The sequence below is a fragment of the Oligoflexus tunisiensis genome, assembly GCF_001748245.1.
Lineage (GTDB): Bacteria > Bdellovibrionota_B > Oligoflexia > Oligoflexales > Oligoflexaceae > Oligoflexus > Oligoflexus tunisiensis.
On sequence record NZ_BDFO01000001.1, the window covers coordinates 5,768,623 to 5,785,887 of the forward strand.

At 56.4% G+C, this 17,265-nt stretch carries 15 protein-coding genes; 4 read left to right on the top strand and 11 right to left on the bottom strand.

Annotated elements, in window-relative coordinates; all coding sequences use genetic code 11:
* Positions 1 to 49 precede the first annotated feature (49 nt).
* Positions 50 to 2,773 (bottom strand): phosphoenolpyruvate synthase, encoded by a 2,724-nt coding sequence (locus OLTU_RS23840; RefSeq protein ID WP_176736906.1) that lies wholly within the window; start codon positions 2,771 to 2,773, stop codon positions 50 to 52.
* A gap of 164 nt (positions 2,774 to 2,937) precedes the next feature.
* Between OLTU_RS23840 and OLTU_RS23845 the strand changes: the two genes are divergently transcribed.
* On the top strand, positions 2,938 to 4,053 hold the full coding sequence (locus OLTU_RS23845) for a DUF3419 family protein (RefSeq protein ID WP_141735255.1): 1,116 nt from the start codon (positions 2,938 to 2,940) through the stop codon (positions 4,051 to 4,053).
* Between the two features lie 132 nt (positions 4,054 to 4,185).
* Complete coding sequence (locus OLTU_RS23850) at positions 4,186 to 5,184, top strand: phosphatidylinositol-specific phospholipase C domain-containing protein (RefSeq protein WP_141735256.1); 999 nt, start codon at positions 4,186 to 4,188, stop codon at positions 5,182 to 5,184.
* Positions 5,185 to 5,252: 68 nt separating this feature from the next.
* Here the strand turns inward: OLTU_RS23850 and OLTU_RS23855 are convergent, their stop codons facing one another.
* The 10 genes from OLTU_RS23855 to purB form a co-directional block, all read right to left on the bottom strand.
* A complete protein-coding gene (locus OLTU_RS23855; RefSeq protein ID WP_141735257.1) occupies positions 5,253 to 5,699 on the bottom strand; it encodes a hypothetical protein in 447 nt (148 codons plus the stop codon).
* A 158-nt stretch (positions 5,700 to 5,857) separates the two neighbouring features.
* Positions 5,858 to 6,997 (bottom strand): hypothetical protein, encoded by a 1,140-nt coding sequence (locus OLTU_RS23860; RefSeq protein WP_141735258.1) that lies wholly within the window; start codon positions 6,995 to 6,997, stop codon positions 5,858 to 5,860.
* Positions 6,997 to 7,698, bottom strand: coding sequence for an outer membrane lipoprotein-sorting protein (locus OLTU_RS23865; RefSeq protein WP_141735259.1), 702 nt, complete (start codon positions 7,696 to 7,698; stop codon positions 6,997 to 6,999). Before OLTU_RS23865 ends, OLTU_RS23860 begins: the two co-directional genes overlap by 1 nt.
* Before the next feature lie 11 nt (positions 7,699 to 7,709).
* Positions 7,710 to 8,915 carry an ABC transporter permease gene (locus OLTU_RS23870; protein ID WP_141735260.1) on the bottom strand — a complete coding sequence of 402 codons (1,206 nt, stop codon included), beginning with the start codon at positions 8,913 to 8,915 and terminating at the stop codon, positions 7,710 to 7,712.
* A complete protein-coding gene (locus tag OLTU_RS23875) occupies positions 8,905 to 9,597 on the bottom strand; it encodes an ABC transporter ATP-binding protein (RefSeq protein ID WP_141735261.1) in 693 nt (230 codons plus the stop codon). The genes OLTU_RS23870 and OLTU_RS23875 overlap by 11 nt, the downstream gene beginning before the upstream one ends.
* On the bottom strand, positions 9,594 to 10,466 hold the full coding sequence (locus OLTU_RS23880; RefSeq protein WP_141735262.1) for a UbiA prenyltransferase family protein: 873 nt from the start codon (positions 10,464 to 10,466) through the stop codon (positions 9,594 to 9,596). Before OLTU_RS23880 ends, OLTU_RS23875 begins: the two co-directional genes overlap by 4 nt.
* A complete protein-coding gene (locus tag OLTU_RS23885; RefSeq protein ID WP_141735263.1) occupies positions 10,448 to 11,863 on the bottom strand; it encodes an AMP-binding protein in 1,416 nt (471 codons plus the stop codon). Before OLTU_RS23885 ends, OLTU_RS23880 begins: the two co-directional genes overlap by 19 nt.
* Positions 11,864 to 11,938: 75 nt before the next feature.
* The gene (locus OLTU_RS23890) at positions 11,939 to 12,406 is read right to left on the bottom strand and encodes a GNAT family N-acetyltransferase (RefSeq protein WP_141735264.1); all 468 of its coding nucleotides are present in this window, start codon (positions 12,404 to 12,406) and stop codon (positions 11,939 to 11,941) included.
* Positions 12,396 to 13,433 carry a UDP-3-O-(3-hydroxymyristoyl)glucosamine N-acyltransferase gene (gene lpxD / locus OLTU_RS23895; protein WP_176736907.1) on the bottom strand — a complete coding sequence of 346 codons (1,038 nt, stop codon included), beginning with the start codon at positions 13,431 to 13,433 and terminating at the stop codon, positions 12,396 to 12,398. The genes OLTU_RS23890 and lpxD overlap by 11 nt, the downstream gene beginning before the upstream one ends.
* Positions 13,420 to 14,829 carry an adenylosuccinate lyase gene (purB, locus tag OLTU_RS23900; protein WP_176736205.1) on the bottom strand — a complete coding sequence of 470 codons (1,410 nt, stop codon included), beginning with the start codon at positions 14,827 to 14,829 and terminating at the stop codon, positions 13,420 to 13,422. Before purB ends, lpxD begins: the two co-directional genes overlap by 14 nt.
* A gap of 165 nt (positions 14,830 to 14,994) precedes the next feature.
* Here purB and OLTU_RS23905 point away from each other — a divergent pair, with 165 nt between their 5' ends.
* Both OLTU_RS23905 and OLTU_RS23910 read left to right on the top strand, forming a co-directional pair.
* Positions 14,995 to 16,257, top strand: a complete 1,263-nt coding sequence (locus OLTU_RS23905) for an adenylosuccinate synthase (protein ID WP_141735267.1) — start codon at positions 14,995 to 14,997, stop codon at positions 16,255 to 16,257.
* 122 nt (positions 16,258 to 16,379) lie between these two features.
* Positions 16,380 to 17,162, top strand: coding sequence for a dienelactone hydrolase family protein (locus OLTU_RS23910; protein WP_141735268.1), 783 nt, complete (start codon positions 16,380 to 16,382; stop codon positions 17,160 to 17,162).
* The last annotated feature ends 103 nt before the right edge of the window (positions 17,163 to 17,265 follow it).

The window sequence follows — 17,265 nt, forward strand, 5'->3', positions numbered from 1 at the left end:
CCTGTCAGGTGAAGGAAAAATGATACAGGAGGCGTTCCAGTCCCATCCTTCATTCCAGTATCGTGATCTCACCTTTACCGGCATCGATCCGCACGCGATCTCCCGTTTTCAGGCGTTTCATCAGCCCCCCATTCACTCCCACGATGGTCGGCAGACCCAGTTCACGGGCCACCACAGCCGAATGGGACAGAAGGGATCCCCGTTCAATCAAAAGTCCGGAGCAGGATGGGAAGAGAGGTACCCAGCCTGGATCGGTGCGCGATGTCACGAGAATATCGCCATTGATGCCAGCTGCATCCGCCAGGGTTTCCACGACCCGCACGGTCCCTTCCACCACACCGGGACAGCAGGGTGTGCCGTGCATTTTGTTGGGATCGTCACCCACCTCCTGGAGACTGCGCAGAAGATCGGCTTCCATCAGAACGCCTGGCCAGGCGATAGAGAAGCCCACCGCACCATAACTGATGAAGCGTTCCGGTGGTGACGGGGTGCGGCGGTATTCATCGAATTCCGCCTTCCGAATGGCCACGATTTCACCCAGGCGCGTGGTCAGGCCACGGCCTTCAACAAAGGCGATCAGTTCATCAATGCTGAGATAAAAGACATCCCGCTCATCCTGCAGAAGACCGGCAGCCACGAGCTGGCAACCCATGGCCCGAAACAGGTGCCGCGTGAGACCAAAGCTCTTGGTGCGGGCAAAACGCAGATTCTCCCGGTTTTTGACCGCACGGCGGGCCTCCCGCAGGACGAAGTTATACACGCGCCGTTTCCAGCCGCGCAGATTCTGGTCGACAATCGCTTCCGCCTTCTGACGGATTTCGCGCTCGCGGGTTTCCATGTCCTCAGTCTGGAAGGAGCCCATGCGGATGTAACTGACCAGCGAGTGCACCACAAAACTGGGATCATCGTGCAGATCGGGTTCCTCGAGTTTCAATTCATTCACACAGCGGAAACCAAAGCGATCCAGAAATTCTGCAAAATCCCTGGCTGCGGCCGTATCCTTGTATGAGCTTCTGAGGCCGGTGATGACGGCATCAACCGGTGTGCTGGTAAACCAGGTTTTGAAGGCCGGATCCCCGACGTCGATGCGTTTGGCCAGGCGCAAAAGAAACTTCGTGGGTTCCGTGCTGTCCAGGCCCCCTTCACCACAGAGGAGATCATTCTGCAAGGAATCCGTATCCGCGCCCTGGATCCACTGATCGGTTAATTTTTTCAAAAGGCCGAAGAAGATCATGCACAGATAATCGTTGATGATCGGCGCCTGCCATTTTTTCAGAAAACTGTTTTCAAGATGGAAATAGTAGTCCATCTGTTCGGACAGGGTCATGGCCCGCATATCCACTGCGCGGGCTTCGTGATAGACCTTGTTAAAATCCCGGAAGAAGTCGGCGATGATCTGATCGATAGTGCGAAAGCGCTGCCAGGTTTTGGCCAGCAGTTTGATCTTGTCGATCAACCCATACTCGGGCGCCGCGCGTATGCCGTCGAAAATCTTCTGCAGCTCCGGCCCGAGTTCCTGCTTCACACCCATCATGGTTTCCATGAAGGTCTTGTTGCTCGAAGTTCCCGGCAGGGCCAGCACCAGCTCATACCAGTTGGCCAGGTTATAGTAGATGCGGCCGCGCAGAAGACCCAGGAGATTGCGGAAGGTCGGCGCCATTTCCTCCACCAGTTTTTTGGGAACGCCCATGACATCCAGGAACTGAATGTAAACCTGATTGTAGGCCCGGCTCGCAAAACTGAAAGTCAGCGGCGAGGTCACGCCTGAATAGCTTTCAATAATGTTGGAGTTATCCCAAAGGAAGGGCTGCAGCTTTTTCTCAAAGGCCTCGTAATAAACCTCCGGTGGCAGATTGGTGATGGGCCGGGTCTGCACCAGATAAAGTTCATCCTTTTCAAAGACCCATTCGATATCCTGAGGCCGGCCGGCCTTGCGTTCGACCTGATCCGCCAGCGCGCCAAGCTTTTGAATTTGCGCGGGGGACAGGGACGCCTGGCCTTGTTTCTCCGTGGGAAGAGTCACCTTCTGCAGGCCCCCATCGGGATGAATTTCCAAAGCCTCGGTTTTGGTCGCGATATTCTGTTCGCACTGGCCGGTGGCGCGGGAGAGTTCAAAACTATCCGCAGCCAAAAGCCCGCTGACAAGGCCCTCCCCTGCTCCGAAAACGGACGAGATCAAAATCTTATCGCGATCCAGGACCTTGATCGGATGACGGGTGAACATCACACCGGCGCGATCGGCATGCAGCATGCGCTGAATCACCACCCCCATGGCGCTGCCCTGAATATCGAGCCTGTTTTGCTGCCGATAGTGCAGGACCCGATGCGAAAAGGCTGAAGCCCAGCAGCGCTTGATGGATTCCACGATGGCGTCCTCCCCTTTTTGAAAGAGGAAGGAGGAATACTGGCCGGCGAAGGACTGGGCGCCGCCGTCCTCATCCAGGCCGCTCGAACGCACGGCGAGAAATTCATTCTGGAAACCATGGTCCTGCAAAGCCGCACGCAGCGCGCTCAGAACCTCCTGGGGCAGAGGCTTATCGAGAAAGGCCGCGAGCACCTCGGCTTCGAAAGCTTCGGTGGGAGCCGCACGTTCGATCAGACGGCTGAACTGATGCTGCTCAAGAAACGCGAGCAAGGCGGCACGACCCAGCGCGAACCAGGGAGGGACGGGGAATTTCTGTTGACTTAAAAAGGCCAAGTTGCGGGCCTTGCCACCGGTTTCGGCCGCCTGCAGGTCCAGTTGATCCTGAGCCTTCAAAATCCAATGCTTCATGCCAAGGGCCCCTTGTTTTGAGAAAGCGTCATACTTCTTTTTGATGGTACCTGCCCAAACCATGGGCTGCAATCTTTTCCAGGAATACTGTGAACCAGGCGCGAAGCTTTTGACAAGCGGCCTGGCCTGGTATAGTAACCGTTCACAGCAGCCGGGAGAAACCGATGCCGGGCAACCCTTACTTCAACTCCCTGAACTATTCGATGGCCAACGAGGATGCCGCCTATGAATTGGGCATCTGTCGCCAGATCCACCCCAAAAAAATACTGGCCATCTGTGGCAGTGGGGCGCGCTTTCTGCCGCTGGCCTCCACCGGGCCGGAAAAAATCACGGCCCTGGACCTCGCCCCCCAGCAGCTCGCCCTGGCCGATCTGCGGCGCACGCTGATGCAGCACCAGCCCCTGGAGCATTATCTCCGCTTTATGGGCTATCCCCCATACAGTACCGAGGCCTTCAGGACGGAGCGGGCCGCTCTCTTTGGCGAACTCGATCTGCGTTCGGAGACCCGGTCGTATTTTGCAGAGCTCTTTCGGCAAATCAACTGGGAGGGGCTTTTGTATCAGGGGCGTTGGGAGCAGACCTTTATCGGGATTCCCAAAAGGCTCCGCAAAGTGGTCGGCACGGCCTATGATTCCATCTTTGAGTTTACATCCCAGGAGGAACAGGATCGCTCCTTGGCCGCGAAGCTGAAGGACCCAATCTGGTGCTCCGTACCGGCTGCCGTCCTCATGCTGATGGGCAATGCCACCTTCTTCAATACAGTCCTCTATCGCGGCAGCTTTGTGCGGAAGAATATTCCTGACTCTTATTTCGACTTTTATTCGCGTGCTTTCAAGCGACTGTTCGCCAATGGCCTCACGCGCGAAAACTTCTTTCTGCAGATCTGCTTTCTCGGGCGCCTTCAGTATCCGGAGGGAAATCCGGTGGAGGTTCACCCGGACGTTTACCCTCTGGCGCAGAGGGCCCTTCAGAATGGAACCGCCATTGAACTGATCGTGCGGGACATTCTGAGTTTCGCCGCCAAAGCCCAGGATAAATACGACTTTGTTTCGCTCAGTAATGTACCCTCGTATTTTTCGGGAGCCCCTGAGTCCAACTACCTGCAGAGCCTGGCCCGCTGTTTGAATCGCGATGCCCTGGTGGTTGTTCGCTGTTATTTACGCATCCCGCAAGGCACCGACACCTCTGGATTTGTGGATGTCAGTCATGAGTATGAGGAGCTGGCCGCCCGGGAAAAGATGCAGATGTATCGCATATTCGTGTACCGCTACGTCGGCTAGAAGGACTATTCTGTTGCACACAGAAGACTTGCTGAGATGTCTTGCAATTTAGTCTGGACAAGGCTCCCAACCTTTCTTTAACTTCCCCTTAACAATTCACGTTTGTGACAAAAAAATTTGAGGGGAAGAACAATGGTTCAACTATTGGCCGTAGGGCTATTCCTGTTGACGTTGGGGCAGGCGGCTTTCGCTGCCATCAATCCACAGGATTGGATGTCAGAGATTTACGCGAACAATCCCGATAAACCTTTGCGCCAAATCATGATTCCCGGAACACATGATACCGGAACCGATCGCATGACCTCGAAATCGCCACTGTCGAGCACGATGGATGGCATCGTAAAAATCGCGCCGCGTGGTGCGCTCGTGGCCTGGTCGAAAACTCAGGATCGCTCCATGCAGCAGCAGCTGAATGATGGCATTCGTTATTTTGATCTGCGGGTGGAAAATACTTCACAAGGATGGATGACCTATCATGGGCTGCTCTCGAATTATTTGACCGACATGCTGGAGCAGCTGGCCCGCTTCGTTGAGAATCATCCGCGCGAAATCATTTTGCTGGATTTCCAGGCTCTCAGCAACTTCAACAATGACATGACCGCCCTCATCACTTACCTGGAGGAACATCCCGTCCTCGGCCCACGTGTGGCGAACTGGGGTGAATTCGGTCCCAGGGTGCGGATCGGTGACCTTTGGGACGCGGACAAAAGCATCATCCCCATGTTCAGCCAGCGTCGCGTGCGCTTTCCCGATGGAAGTTATGGGGATTCCAACTTCGTCTGGCCGCGTGTGCTGCAAAATCCCTGGTCCAATACCCGACATACCGCAAAGGTGGAGGAGGACCTTCTGAATGGGATTCGGCAAAGACCGGATGATATCTTCTACGTGAGTCAGGGCGTGCTGACGCCGGATGCGCATGTCGTGACTCTGGGCTGGTTCCAGGGAATCACGAGCCTACGGGATATGGCCGTGAAGTGGATGAACACGAAGTTCGCGAACCTGATTCCGCGGCTGAATACCGAAGCACGACGGGCCGGAAAGCATGTGAATATCATCATCGCCGATTATTATCAGCATGGTGGGCTGGTGCCGCTCTGTTTGCAGTTGAATGAGCAGAATGCCAACAACTGAATCCAACACAGCCGCATGCGGAGAGCGGGGCGAATGCCCTGCTCTGCTTCACGCCAGGTCGCAGCCGCTCATTTTGGACTCGTCTGCCCGGGATCATCGCAATTGACTTCCGAATTGCCATGCTCCTCGCAGATGACGCTGGCCTCAACAAAGCGCTTATCCTTGGAAACGCCGAGGGTATTCGGCGCGAACAGCGAACCGTCCTCATGCAGGATCTGTATCCTTTTATAAAAGACATCCCGCCAGTAAAAGACTCCCCATTCCCCATTGCAGACGGTATCCTTGTGCTCCTCAAGCTGCTTCACCTCCTTGATCAGGATAAAGGGGGATAGGAGGATCACCTTCTGATTCACAAAACTCCATTCCTTCTTGATTCTCTCCGTAACAGACACCTCATTTTCGATATGTCCGCGCGCAATCTTCACCGTGGCGGCGCCGTTGCTGCAATATTCCTGAAAGGATGAGGCCTGCACGCTGGTGGCGATCCACAAAAACAATGGGAGTGCCTTCTTCACGTTTCCTCCTGCATCACGAAAGGACAAGGTTTGACCCATTTTTTTATAACATCAGCTCAAGTGTGTGTGTAGGAGGGATGCTACTTACTGAGGAAAAGGAAAAGAGGAGCATGAGCTGAAAAAATCCAGCGCGTGTTTCACCTCATCAACTCTGGCGTTTAAAAATCCCATTGGAGGGTAAGACCGAGGCGATCCTCAGCCTGGAGGCGGGAAAAATAGCCTTGCGTGGACGATTGAAAGGCTTCCCAGTAAAGGCCGGCGGTCCATGCGTTACGGAACACGCCCGTCACCTCATAGCGCTGATGCGCATCATGCTGCTGGATCCTTTGCATCGCATAAACAAGAGGACGAATCCGGTCCCGCCAGAGGCTCCAGCGGCCTTGGGCGATCACCCAGCCGACATCGCGGTCGCGGGACAAAAGACTATCCTGATGGTTGTAACGGAATTCGGTGCCCCAAAAAAAATGATCGCCCCAGGTTCCATCGAAGCCAAGGACGAACTGATCCCGGGCAAAGTCCATAAGATTGTTGTCCGAAAAATCGCCCGATTCCGCGTGCAGGGCCTCTCCGCGCAGCACCACATTATCCCAGGCCTGGCTGACCGTAAAACCAAGCGAGGTCTGCATCGGAAAGCGGGCTTCCATCCGTGGCGCGGCATTCTCAAAGGACAGATTGATCGCCGGTGTGCGCGAGCGATGCCGCATGATGTAATACTTCATATCCCAGCCGCGCTCCACGCTCCCGATCCGTGCCCCGAATTCCGCCAGCCCGGTTTTATCCTTGTTCTCGATGGGAATACCTTGAAAGTCATCCGGCAGCAGCGGGCGCGGAGCATAGGGATTGGCCCAGACGTCAATGATCTTGCTGTCCTGGGACCAGCCGACCAGGACCAGCGGCACCGCGAGTTTCTGATTGCCGCGCAGCCAGTAGCTGGGATCACGCAGGTCGCGCGGGTTGATGACGTCGATGACACTCGGGCCCAGGGTTTCGCCCCAGTTGATGGTTTGCCAGCCGATGCGGGTGTTCCATTGCCGGCGATAGGTTCGAACGAAGAGGTTCTCCACGCGCGCCTCAAGATGTTCCCCCGGGTCCTCAGCCGCATCGTAGAGAACAAAACCCGACGCTTCAAAATTCACGATGAGGCGGGTTCTGCGACTGAATCTCTTGTCCCGCGACTTGGACTGCAGGTAGAGGCGCGAGCGATGATGCACCCACGGCTGATCCCCTTCGGGCTCGCGGATGGATTCCTGGCTCAGGCTACCCGAGACTGTCGCAAGGACAAGGAGCAACGCTTGCATCAGGGCCCCAAATTGCTGGCTTGAAACATCGCATCCGGAAATTCACCATTCTTGAGTGAGATGATTTCCAGCACTGAATATTGGCTGCTGCGTTTGGCATCCTGTATGCGAATGTTCTTCGGGCGCTGGGCGCCGGCCATCATCGTGTAACTTTCAAAACTGGCTACTTTTAAAGGGTTTCCGGCCATGGTTAAATACTCGGCCTTGCGTGGCCTGAAACCATCCTTGCTGACCCAGAGACGGATCTTGTCATAGGTGAGACCCTTCTTGTTGGCCGTCAGAAACAGCTGCCAGAGATCCTTGTTCTCTTTTTCCAACACCGCTTCATAGTCACCGCTGAGGCGCATGCGGGCTATATCGCCGTTGGCGGCCTGGCCGGTGAGTTTTTGCTGCAGACTGACCCGTACTGCGCGTTTCAGATTGGGTATATAAGCCCACATATCCTGCTCCACCATCAGGAGAGCGTTGGACTTGGTATGGGGGGCCTCGATGGTCTTGACGAGAGTGCGATCCTTGCCCTTGGTTTTGACTTCAAACTTCGACAGCGTTCCGTCATGATCCTTGACCGTCACCACCATGGTAAAGGACTGCGAAGGATTGCGAACCTCATCCGCCCTTTTCAAAATCTCGGCAGGACTGGGACCAGCCTGGACCTGGAGCGCCGCAAAGCAGGACAGAAGCAGAAGAACTTTCTGGAGCATCAGCGTATCTCCTAGCGATAGCGTAAGGCGGCTGCGATCGGCATCCGCACCCGACCTGAAGCCGCAAGTCCGGTAGCCACGGCTGCCGTCACGGTTCCCAGCAAACAGGATATCACCAGCATCATGGGTTGCAGTTCAATTTTCACAAAGAACTGCCGCGTCAAACCCGGGGCCGGCGGCATCAGGATGCCCTGCTTGAGCAGAGTCATATTCAAGATCCAGCCGAGAAGAATGCCACAGATCGAGCCGATCAGGCCGATCAGCGTTCCTTCCCAGAGAAGAAGCATAAGCACATCCCGTGCCGATTCCCCATTGGCTCTGAGGTGGCCGATCTCGGTCGTGCGCTCCAAAACGGTGAAAGCCATGGTGTTGCCGATGCCCAGAGCGACGATCAAAATAATAATCCACTGAATCACAATGAACTGTTGACCCAGCCAGTCCACCGCGTTTTGGTAATAAACCTTATCCAATACAGCAAAGGAGGTCAGATCCAGCTCCGGATGCCGGCTGAGGATAACCTGCGTCACAGCGGGCCAGTCTTCATCCTGATGCAAACCCAGGGCGATGCTTTCCACACGATCGGTGTCGAGCAGCGGGGCCGCAGCCGCCCGCTGAATACGGAAGTGGCTGTCATCAAGTTCCTTGAGGCCGGTCTGGAATATGCCGACCAGGATAAAATCCCCACCGTTCAGGCTTCCATGCACCGTGCTGGTCACGATCGTGACGCGATCCCCCGGGCTCACGGCGAGCGCGCGGGCGAGGCCCTGCCCCAGGATGATGCCGTTCGGTTCATCACGCAGAGTCTGACCTTCGATGAAATTCATCGTATTGAAAAAATCCGCTTCCGCATGGCCATCGACGGCGAGACCACGTCCGGCCACGTTCAGTTCACCCGCCTGCAGCATGGCCGGGAATTCGATGCGCGGGAAGACGTGACTGACACCGGGGATCTGTCGCAACTCCTGCATCAGAGTTTCCGGCTCCTGAATCCAATGTTCCCAGGGCTTTTCAAAAATTTCCTCGCGATAACCCTTGGTATTGATCTGGCCATGGCCGTACTTCGCATGAACCGTGTTGTCCTTGTACTGGCGCATGATGCCTTTGTTAAAACCATCGAACAGAAAGAGCGCGGTCACCCCGAAGCCAACCGTCAGAAGTCCAACCAGACTGCGCCGGTAATTGCGTAAGAGATTCAGAAAAGCGATCTTAATGAGCATCAGCTTGACCTCCGGCTTGCAGGCGACCGTCTTTTAAATAAAGCACGCGACTGGCATAGTCACGCGCCAGGGGATCATGGGAGCTAATGATAATGGTGCGGCCCTGGGCGCAGAGATTTTTCAAAAGGAGGAGAATGCTGCGGGCCGTGTCCTGATCCAGGCTGGCGGTCGGTTCATCAGCCAGAATCACGGCCGGTTGCTTGGCGAGAGCCCGGGCAATGGCCACCCGCTGCCGTTGCCCGCCGCTGAGTTCCTGGGGCCGCTTGGTGCGATGGTCCCAAAGATCAACCGCCTCAAGCGACTCCTGCACCCTCTGCTTGCGTTCGGCGCTCGGCACGCCCTGTCGAGTCAAAAAGAATTCAACATTTTCCGCGGCGCTCAGCACATCGAAGAGGTGAAAGCTTTGAAAAATAAATCCAAGCTGAAAGCGCCGCAGCTGATTTTTCTTTCCTTCATCAATGGCCTGAAGCTCCTGCCCCTGAAAAAAGATCTTTCCCGTTTGCAGGGGCTCGATGAGGCCGAGCAGGTTGAGCAGTGTGGATTTCCCCGAACCGCTGGGCCCCATGATCAGGCAGAATTCCCCGGCTGTGATCTCAAGGTTCACATCATGCAGGGCAGGGAACAGTTGCTGGCCCTGTCGATAACTGTGGGAGATCTGTTGACACGAAAAGAGTGAAGTCATGCGGCGCCCTTCCCTGAGGAAACGAGAGCCGTAATCACCGGCCCCCAGATATGCACGAGGAGTGAAACACTGGCGAGGCCTTCGGCGGCTTTGGGTTTTTCCTCACCCCACAGAGCGCAGCCGATCCAGGTTCCTATCACGACCAGAATATACGGCCAGCTGCTGCTGAGGGAACCTCCGGTTTTCAGCAGGACACCCGCCATGGCCACCGCACTGGTGAAGACCATCAAGGCGAGGGCGCCGCGCCGCCCATAAACCAGGCGATAGGTGCGCAGAAGTTCATGCGCCTTGGGATCGAGTTTCCGGGCGATCTCATAGGTGAAAAATGCGCCCAGGATCATCACGCCCGACCAGATCGCGGGCCGGCTGTTGACGTCACCCATCAAATGGGCCGCCGATAAAATAAGGGGCAGAAGAATCAGCTGATGAGTGGTGGCATAAAAGAAGGGTCGCTGCTCCAGCCAGGCGCCGCAGTAAAATTCCACATACATGAGATAAAGCCAGACCGTGGTCATGATCCAAAAGTATCCGGCATACGAAAGGTCAGCCGCCAGCAGACCGATTCCGAAAAAGATCTGCAGGGCCAGGGTAAAACCGATCACTTTTTTCGCTGTCGCGACCTGGATCAGGCCACGCGGCAAAGGTCGTTCCGGATGAGCGGTGAGATCCTTTTTGTAATCCTTCACTTCATCCATCAGCCGCAAACAGAAAAAGAACACGAGCAGCATCACAGGACCCAGGATGCGCGCGGCCAGGTTGAAATCCGTGGAAAGCGCCAGCTGTCCCTGCCAGGCCATGCCCACCGTGAGCAGCAGATAAACCGGCAGTGGAAAACGTTCCTTGATGTAAATCAACCACGGTAAACGCATGTCGCTCCCTTTAAGCTGGCTTCCCGATCGATGCGCGCCTGATGACGGCGATCGCGACGAATGGTGGTCTCGTAAATCATCTTCACATCGGGACAGACGCTGCGGATCGTGCTCAGGCGAACCCGGGCGTTCTCCACATAGACAGCGCGCTGTCCATCCGCGCCGCGTTTGATAAAGGCCTTGCTGCTGCCGATGGCGGCATAGATCCGCTGCTCATCGGTGAAATCCTCGGGCGGCTGATGATCGCGGCCCTGATACCACCAGCCGCGCGTTTCCTGTTCCACCCGATCCCCGAGCCGATGCCAAAGCCGACCGGCTTCATCCTTCTGCTTATGCTCGCGGTTGGCCACGGCATCCGCCAAATACTCGGGACAGACATGCGGTCCGTGAATCCAGAGCTGCCCGTTCATTTCCTTATGCTGCAGACCGCTCCAGGGTTCTCCCAAGAACAGGGTCTGAAAATAACCCCGTTCCCGACTCCAGCGCACGGCCGCACGCGCATCACAGGTGGCCACCGGCTCCGCTTCGGTGCTGCCATACACATGGGTAATTTCAGCCGCGGGCCACAGCGCAAAGGCCCGTTCGAAAATCGCGCAATCCGTCTGCGCCCCGCCCACATGCAGCGCCTTGAGTTTTTTCAGTTGGGCTCTTTGCATCAGACGCAAAAGAAAGGCCGGGCCGCAGGTGGAACTCACCGGCTGCAGGGCCTCGGGAAGACCATCGAGCTGAGACAGCACATCATCCCTGGCACGCGCGGGGATCACCACCGAGCAGCGGCCATCGGCAAGATTCGCGAGAGCGAAATTGGCAAAGATACAAAGGTCGGCCCCGCGATGCTGATTGAAATGCAGGGCTTCATTCAAGGCCTGATGCTGGGCCCGCAGGTAACCATGAGTTCGCACCATGCCCTTGGGCTTGCCACTGGTGCCGGAGGTAAAGGTGATAATGCAGGGGTGCGCGTCGCCCAGATTCTGGGTGACCGCGGCCTCCGCCTGGCCGGAGAGGAGTTCACGGCTCGATATCCAATGGGGAATACGGCGAACCCCAGGCACACGCAGTCCCCAGAGTTGTCCGAGACGTCCCGCAAGAAAAGCTTGGGGCTGGACCGTGGCAAAGACATGCTGCAGACGATCGAGCGGCATCCACGGCTCGACCAGCACGGCCGTGATCCCGGCCCGGGCCAGGGCCAGGATGCAGCCATAGAGCAGATGACTCAGATCAATGAAGAGGAGGACCTGATCACCAGGCTTCAGACCCTTCCTCTGCAGAACGCCATGAATCCTTTGGGACAGCTGATCCAGCTCACCGAAACTGCAGGCGCCCGAATCCGGCAGCCAGAGGGCCGGCTGATCTTTTTTTGCAAGGATTTGGGCGTCGATGAGCGTGGCCGCATTCATGAAAATTTCCTCGGGCGTTAGGCATCACCACTCCATCATAGCAATTCTGCGCCACAGGGAAACAGCAGAAGGACGTCAGCTCTCGCTTTTCAGCCACTCGAAGAGTTTGTAGTGCGCATCGGTCATTCCCAGGCGTCGGTAGCTGTCTTCAGCCTGGCTATTTTCCTTGTCAACATAGAGGCGGATACCGGCCAGGCCGGGGTCACGCTGGACCCGATCCTGAAGAAAGGCATAAAGACTGCGCAGGGCGCCACGGCGCCGATAGGCCGGTATCACAAAAACGGAATGAAGCCAAAGCACGCGCCGGGCTCGCCAGTCGCTCCATTCGTGCTGCACCATGGCGCAACCGACCGGAACCTCGTCCTGCGTGATCACGTAGTAGGTGCCCTCGTCGGGTCTCTGCAGAAAACTTTGGATACCGCGCCGGACGGTGTCCCGATCCAGCGTCAGTCCTTCCGATTCGAGGGCCATGGCCACCTGAAAGTCGCAGAGTCGTTCGACTTCCTCCAGACGGGCCTCACGCACCAGAAATTCAGGGCGCATCCTTGAATTTTCCTTCCAACTGAGCGAGGCGTTCCTCCATGATCCGGATCTTGCGGAAATGCTCCCTCATATGCCGCATATAGACGACGCCCCGTTTCCAATCACCGGCGGGTTCGGCAGGAAAGCCCACATAGGTGCCGGGCTTATCGATATTCTCAATCACCCCGGTCTTGGCCCCAATGCGGGTGCCGCTCACCACATGCAGGTGATCCGCCACCCCCGAGTGTCCCCCCATGAGCACCCAGTCGCCGATGGTCGAGGAACCGGCCACACCCCCATAAGCCGAGAACATGCAATGCTCTCCGACTTCCACATTGTGTCCAATGTGGACCTTGTCATCGAATTTGCAGCCGCGCTTGATGAGTGTTTCCCCGTTGGCCGCGCGGTCGATGGTCACCGAAGCGCCGCATTCCACATCATCCTCGATGCGCACGATGCCGATCTGCGGAATCTTGCAGATTTCACCGCCGCTCACCGCAAAACCGAAACCATCGGCGCCGATCACGCAGCCGGCATGGAGGAGACAACGCTGACCGATCCGGCAACCATGGTAAATAACGGTCTGGGGATGCATGACGGTATCCGCTCCGATCACCACATCCTGACCAACATAGACGTGAGGATAGAGCACCACCCGATCGCCGATGATCGAACCGCGGCTCACATAGGTGTAGGCACCGATGGTAACGTCCTTGCCGAGCGTGACGCCGTCCTCGATGATCGCGGTCGGATGCACACCTTGGGGGCCATGGTCCACTTTGTGAAAGAGCAAAGCGACCTTGGCATAAGCAAAATGCGGATCCTTGTGCAGGATCTGCGGTCCCTTGAATTGCGCCTGCACATCGCGCGTGATCAGGGCCGTGGCTCGGGATTCGGGAATAAACTGCAAAAACGCGGTGCTGCCGAGAAAGGTGATATCCCCGGGCCCGGCGACTTTGATGCCCGCGACTCCGGTAATCTCGGGATCACCGGCCTCGGGGTTGGCCACGCCGGCCTTCAAATAAGCTGCGATTTCACTGATCCGCATCACGACGCTCCTGTACAAAGCGATCGACCAGGGTCGCCGCGCAGCCCACATAATCAGCCGGTGTCATGGCGAGCAGCCGTTCCTTGACCGCATCGGGCAGTTCCGGGCAATCGCGAATCAGCTTCTGCAGATCCGCAGCGGCCACCGTTTGACCGCGGGTGGCATGTTTCAAACGCTCATAGGCATCGGTGATTTCAAAGCGCCGCATGGCCGTTTGAATCGCTTCGCCCATGACCTCCCAGGATTGATTAAGATCCGCGGCGATCGCCTCTTCATTCGGGCTGATCTTGCTGAGGCCCTTCAGGAAAGACTCATAGGCCAGCACCGCGTGGCCAATAAAGGTTCCGAGTGTCCGCTGCACAGTGGAATCGGAGAGGTCACGTTGCCAGCGTGAGATCAAAAGCTTATCGCTGTAGTGTGTCGCGAGACTGTTCGCCACCCCGAGGTTGCCTTCGGCGTTTTCAAAATCGATCGGATTGATCTTGTGCGGCATGGTCGAGGACCCGATCTCACCGGCCTTGGCCTGCTGCTTGAAATATTCAATGGAAATATACGACCAGATATCCCGGCAGAGTCCGATCAAAATCGTATTGAACCGTTTGATATCCTCGGCATAGGCGACCATGCTGTCATGATTTTCAATCTGCGTGGTCAAAAGATTCTGCTTCAGACCGAGGCGCTTTTCAATGAAACCCTGAGTCAGATAAACCCAATCCACATCGGGATAGGCTGCGAGATGGGCATTATAGTTGCCCACCGCACCGCTCATTTTTCCTTCCAAAGCCACCGCAGCCAGGTTTTGCCGCTGCTTCCAAAGGCGATGGGCGAAGACAGCCAGTTCCTTGCCGAGCGTGGTGGGGGATGCCGTCTGCCCGTGCGTCCGGGACAGCATGGGCAGGTTCTTATAACGCAAGGCCATCTCTTCCAGTTCCGTCACGATGCGATCCATCGTGGGCAGGATCACGCGCTGCCGCGTTTCGTGCAGCATGAGTCCATAGGCGAGATTATTGATATCTTCCGATGTGCAGGCGAAATGAATGAAGGCGAGGATTTTTTTATTGGCACCGGCTTCGGCCAGGGTTTCCCGCAAATAGTATTCCACGGCCTTCACGTCGTGGTTCGTGGTTTTTTCCAACTCCTTGATGCGAAGCAGGGCGGAATCCGGCACCTGCTTCGCGAGCTGTTCCAGGCGCTCACGGACCGCAGCGGTCAGCTCGAATTCTCCAGGGAGGGCCGGATGATCAACCAGATGCAGTATCCATTCAGCCTCGACACGGATACGAAACGACATAAGCCCGGCCTCGCTCAGCAAAGGGGCCAGGTTTTCGAGTTTGGAACGATAGCGTCCATCAAGAGCGGACAGAGCAAAGAGTTGGTCCTGAGAAGATCGTGGCAAGGATGGCTCCTTTTCGACTGAAGTCGCGAGGACAGTTTCCGTAGGGTATGAAGACCCCCATGCTATACCACGGTCCGCACCCCAGTTCCAGTGGACAGCCAGGCTTTCATCAGCTAAAAAGCCGATGCAAAGCAGAGAAACGCCAACAGCAGGAAGGGCTATCCCATGGGTAACGTGACCATCCTCGTCGGAGCGCAGTGGGGCGACGAAGGCAAGGGCAAGTGGATCGACATCATGGCCGACAGCGCGGACATTGTTACGCGCTACCAGGGCGGCAACAACGCGGGACATACCCTTTACGTGGACGGCCAAAAAGTGGTGCTCCATCAGATACCAAGTGGTATCTTTCATCCCGGTAAAATCAGCGCATTGAGCACCGGGGTGGTGGTGAATCCCCATCAGCTGGTCGAGGAAATGCGCAAGGTCAGTCCTTTTGTGAAACTGACGCCCGAACGGCTGTGGCTCTCGGCCCGGGCCCACGTCATTTCTCCTTGGCACATTCATCTGGATGGCAAAAAAGAGGCGGAATCGGCGCAACCGATCGGCACCACCAAACGCGGCATCGGGCCTACCTATGCGGAAAAAGCCAACCGCACCGGTCTGCGCCTCGGGGATTTTATCAACCCGGACCGCCGGGCCCGCTGGTATCACTTGATGCAGCAGAGCGTGCAGGGCTTTGTCACCCATCGGGAGGTGTATCGCGAGGATTGGCTGCGTTTCGAGGAAGCGGCGGAACAGCTGGCGGATTTCATCTGCGATGCGGAACTGCGGGTGCGGAAGGCGATTGAATCCGGCAGGAAAGTTTTGCTGGAAGGAGCGCAGGGGGCTTTGCTCGATATCAATCACGGCACCTATCCTTATGTCACCAGCAGTGAAACAGCGGCAGGCGGGGCCTTTGCAAGCCTTGGCTTCTCCCCGAAGCGCATTGATAAAATCTACGGCGTGGCGAAAGCTTATGTCACGCGCGTCGGTGAAGGGGCCTTTCCCACGGAATTGAAATGCGAAACCGGGCTTTTGATCGCCACCCGCGGCAAGGAATTCGGGGCCACCACCGGACGCCCGCGCCGCTGCGGTTGGCTCGATGCGGTGGCGCTGCGTTACAGCGCTCAGATCAGCGGTTATGATGGCATCATTCTGAACAAGATGGATATCCTCACCGATCTGCCTGAGGTGAAAGTCTGTGTGGCCTATGAGCATCCCAAGCTCGGACGCATCGAGGATTTCCCCTGGGATCATGAAGTGCTCGCTGCCTGTACACCCGTTTATAAAACCTTTGCCGGCTGGAAAGAGGAGATGCCACGCACAGGTCGCATGGCGGATCTTCCGGCAAATGCCAGAAAATATGTGGACGGCGTGGAGGAAATCCTCGGCTATCCCATCAGCATGGTGGGCACCGGCGTCAATCGCCAGGATGCACTTTTTCGCTAGGCTTTCTGCATGATCTTCCGGGACAGCGCGCGCTGTCCCACTTTCCCACTTGCCTGCTTGAGCAAATTCTGCGAACGTCTTCCCATACAATTTTCCAGGTCAATATGGGAAAGGACAACATTATGAAACGGATCTCTCAACTGCTTGTATCGGCTGTCTTCCTCGCCAATAGTGCCTTGGGTTTCGCCGCTGTGAAAACCAAAACAGTGGACTATAAAAAGGGCAAGGAAGCTTTTCAAGGTTTGCTCGTTTATCCTGACAATGCAAAAGGCCAGTTGCCTGGCATTCTGATGATTCACAACTGGATGGGCGTGAGCGACGAAACCAAAAAGCAGGCCACGCGCATGGCTGAGCTGGGTTACGCGGTCTTCGCCGCCGACATTTACGGCAAGGATATTCGTCCGAAAACTGTGGAAGAAGCCGGCAAGCTTGCCGAAACCTATCGCGGGAATCGCCCGCTGTTCCGGGAACGACTGCAGCTGGGTCTTGATGTTCTGCGGGGACAGAAAGAGGTGGATGCGAACAGGATTCTGGCCGTGGGCTACTGCTTCGGCGGCACGGGCGTGATTGAACTCGCCCGCGCGGGTGCGAATGTCAAAGGCGTTGTCAGTTTCCACGGCGGTCTCGACAGTCCCACGCCTGCGGATGGCAAAAATATCAAAGCCAAGGTCCTCGCGCTGCATGGTGCCGATGACCCCTATGTGAAGGCGGAAGACCTGGCCGCCTTCGAGCAGGAGATGCGCGATCATAAAGTGGATTGGCAGCTCTATAAATATGGCAATGCTGTGCACAGCTTTACCGAAAAGAGCGCCGGCAATGATCCCAGCAAAGGCGCAGCCTATAACGCGGAAGCGGATGCCCGCTCCTTCGAAGCCTTCAAGGATTTCGCCAAGGAATCGTTTTAGTTTTGGTGCGGAGAAGGAGACGCTTCTTCGATGCAGGACCCGCTCCTTTGAAGCATGCAAGGATTTCGTGAAGAAATTCGTCTAATTTTAGTCCGATGGGGTG

Bases quoted from the DNA above. Each gene is read 5' to 3' on its own strand.
- OLTU_RS23840 (WP_176736906.1), bottom strand. From the start codon at position 2,773: ATGAAGCATTGGATTTTGAAGGCTCAGGATCAACTGGACCTGCAGGCG.
- OLTU_RS23845 (WP_141735255.1), top strand. From the start codon at position 2,938: ATGCCGGGCAACCCTTACTTCAACTCCCTGAACTATTCGATGGCCAAC.
- OLTU_RS23850 (WP_141735256.1), top strand. From the start codon at position 4,186: ATGGTTCAACTATTGGCCGTAGGGCTATTCCTGTTGACGTTGGGGCAG.
- OLTU_RS23860 (WP_141735258.1), bottom strand. From the start codon at position 6,997: ATGCAAGCGTTGCTCCTTGTCCTTGCGACAGTCTCGGGTAGCCTGAGC.
- OLTU_RS23865 (WP_141735259.1), bottom strand. From the start codon at position 7,698: ATGCTCCAGAAAGTTCTTCTGCTTCTGTCCTGCTTTGCGGCGCTCCAG.
- OLTU_RS23870 (WP_141735260.1), bottom strand. From the start codon at position 8,915: ATGCTCATTAAGATCGCTTTTCTGAATCTCTTACGCAATTACCGGCGC.
- OLTU_RS23875 (WP_141735261.1), bottom strand. From the start codon at position 9,597: ATGACTTCACTCTTTTCGTGTCAACAGATCTCCCACAGTTATCGACAG.
- OLTU_RS23880 (WP_141735262.1), bottom strand. From the start codon at position 10,466: ATGCGTTTACCGTGGTTGATTTACATCAAGGAACGTTTTCCACTGCCG.
- OLTU_RS23885 (WP_141735263.1), bottom strand. From the start codon at position 11,863: ATGAATGCGGCCACGCTCATCGACGCCCAAATCCTTGCAAAAAAAGAT.
- OLTU_RS23890 (WP_141735264.1), bottom strand. From the start codon at position 12,406: ATGCGCCCTGAATTTCTGGTGCGTGAGGCCCGTCTGGAGGAAGTCGAA.
- lpxD (WP_176736907.1), bottom strand. From the start codon at position 13,433: ATGCGGATCAGTGAAATCGCAGCTTATTTGAAGGCCGGCGTGGCCAAC.
- OLTU_RS23905 (WP_141735267.1), top strand. From the start codon at position 14,995: ATGGGTAACGTGACCATCCTCGTCGGAGCGCAGTGGGGCGACGAAGGC.
- OLTU_RS23910 (WP_141735268.1), top strand. From the start codon at position 16,380: ATGAAACGGATCTCTCAACTGCTTGTATCGGCTGTCTTCCTCGCCAAT.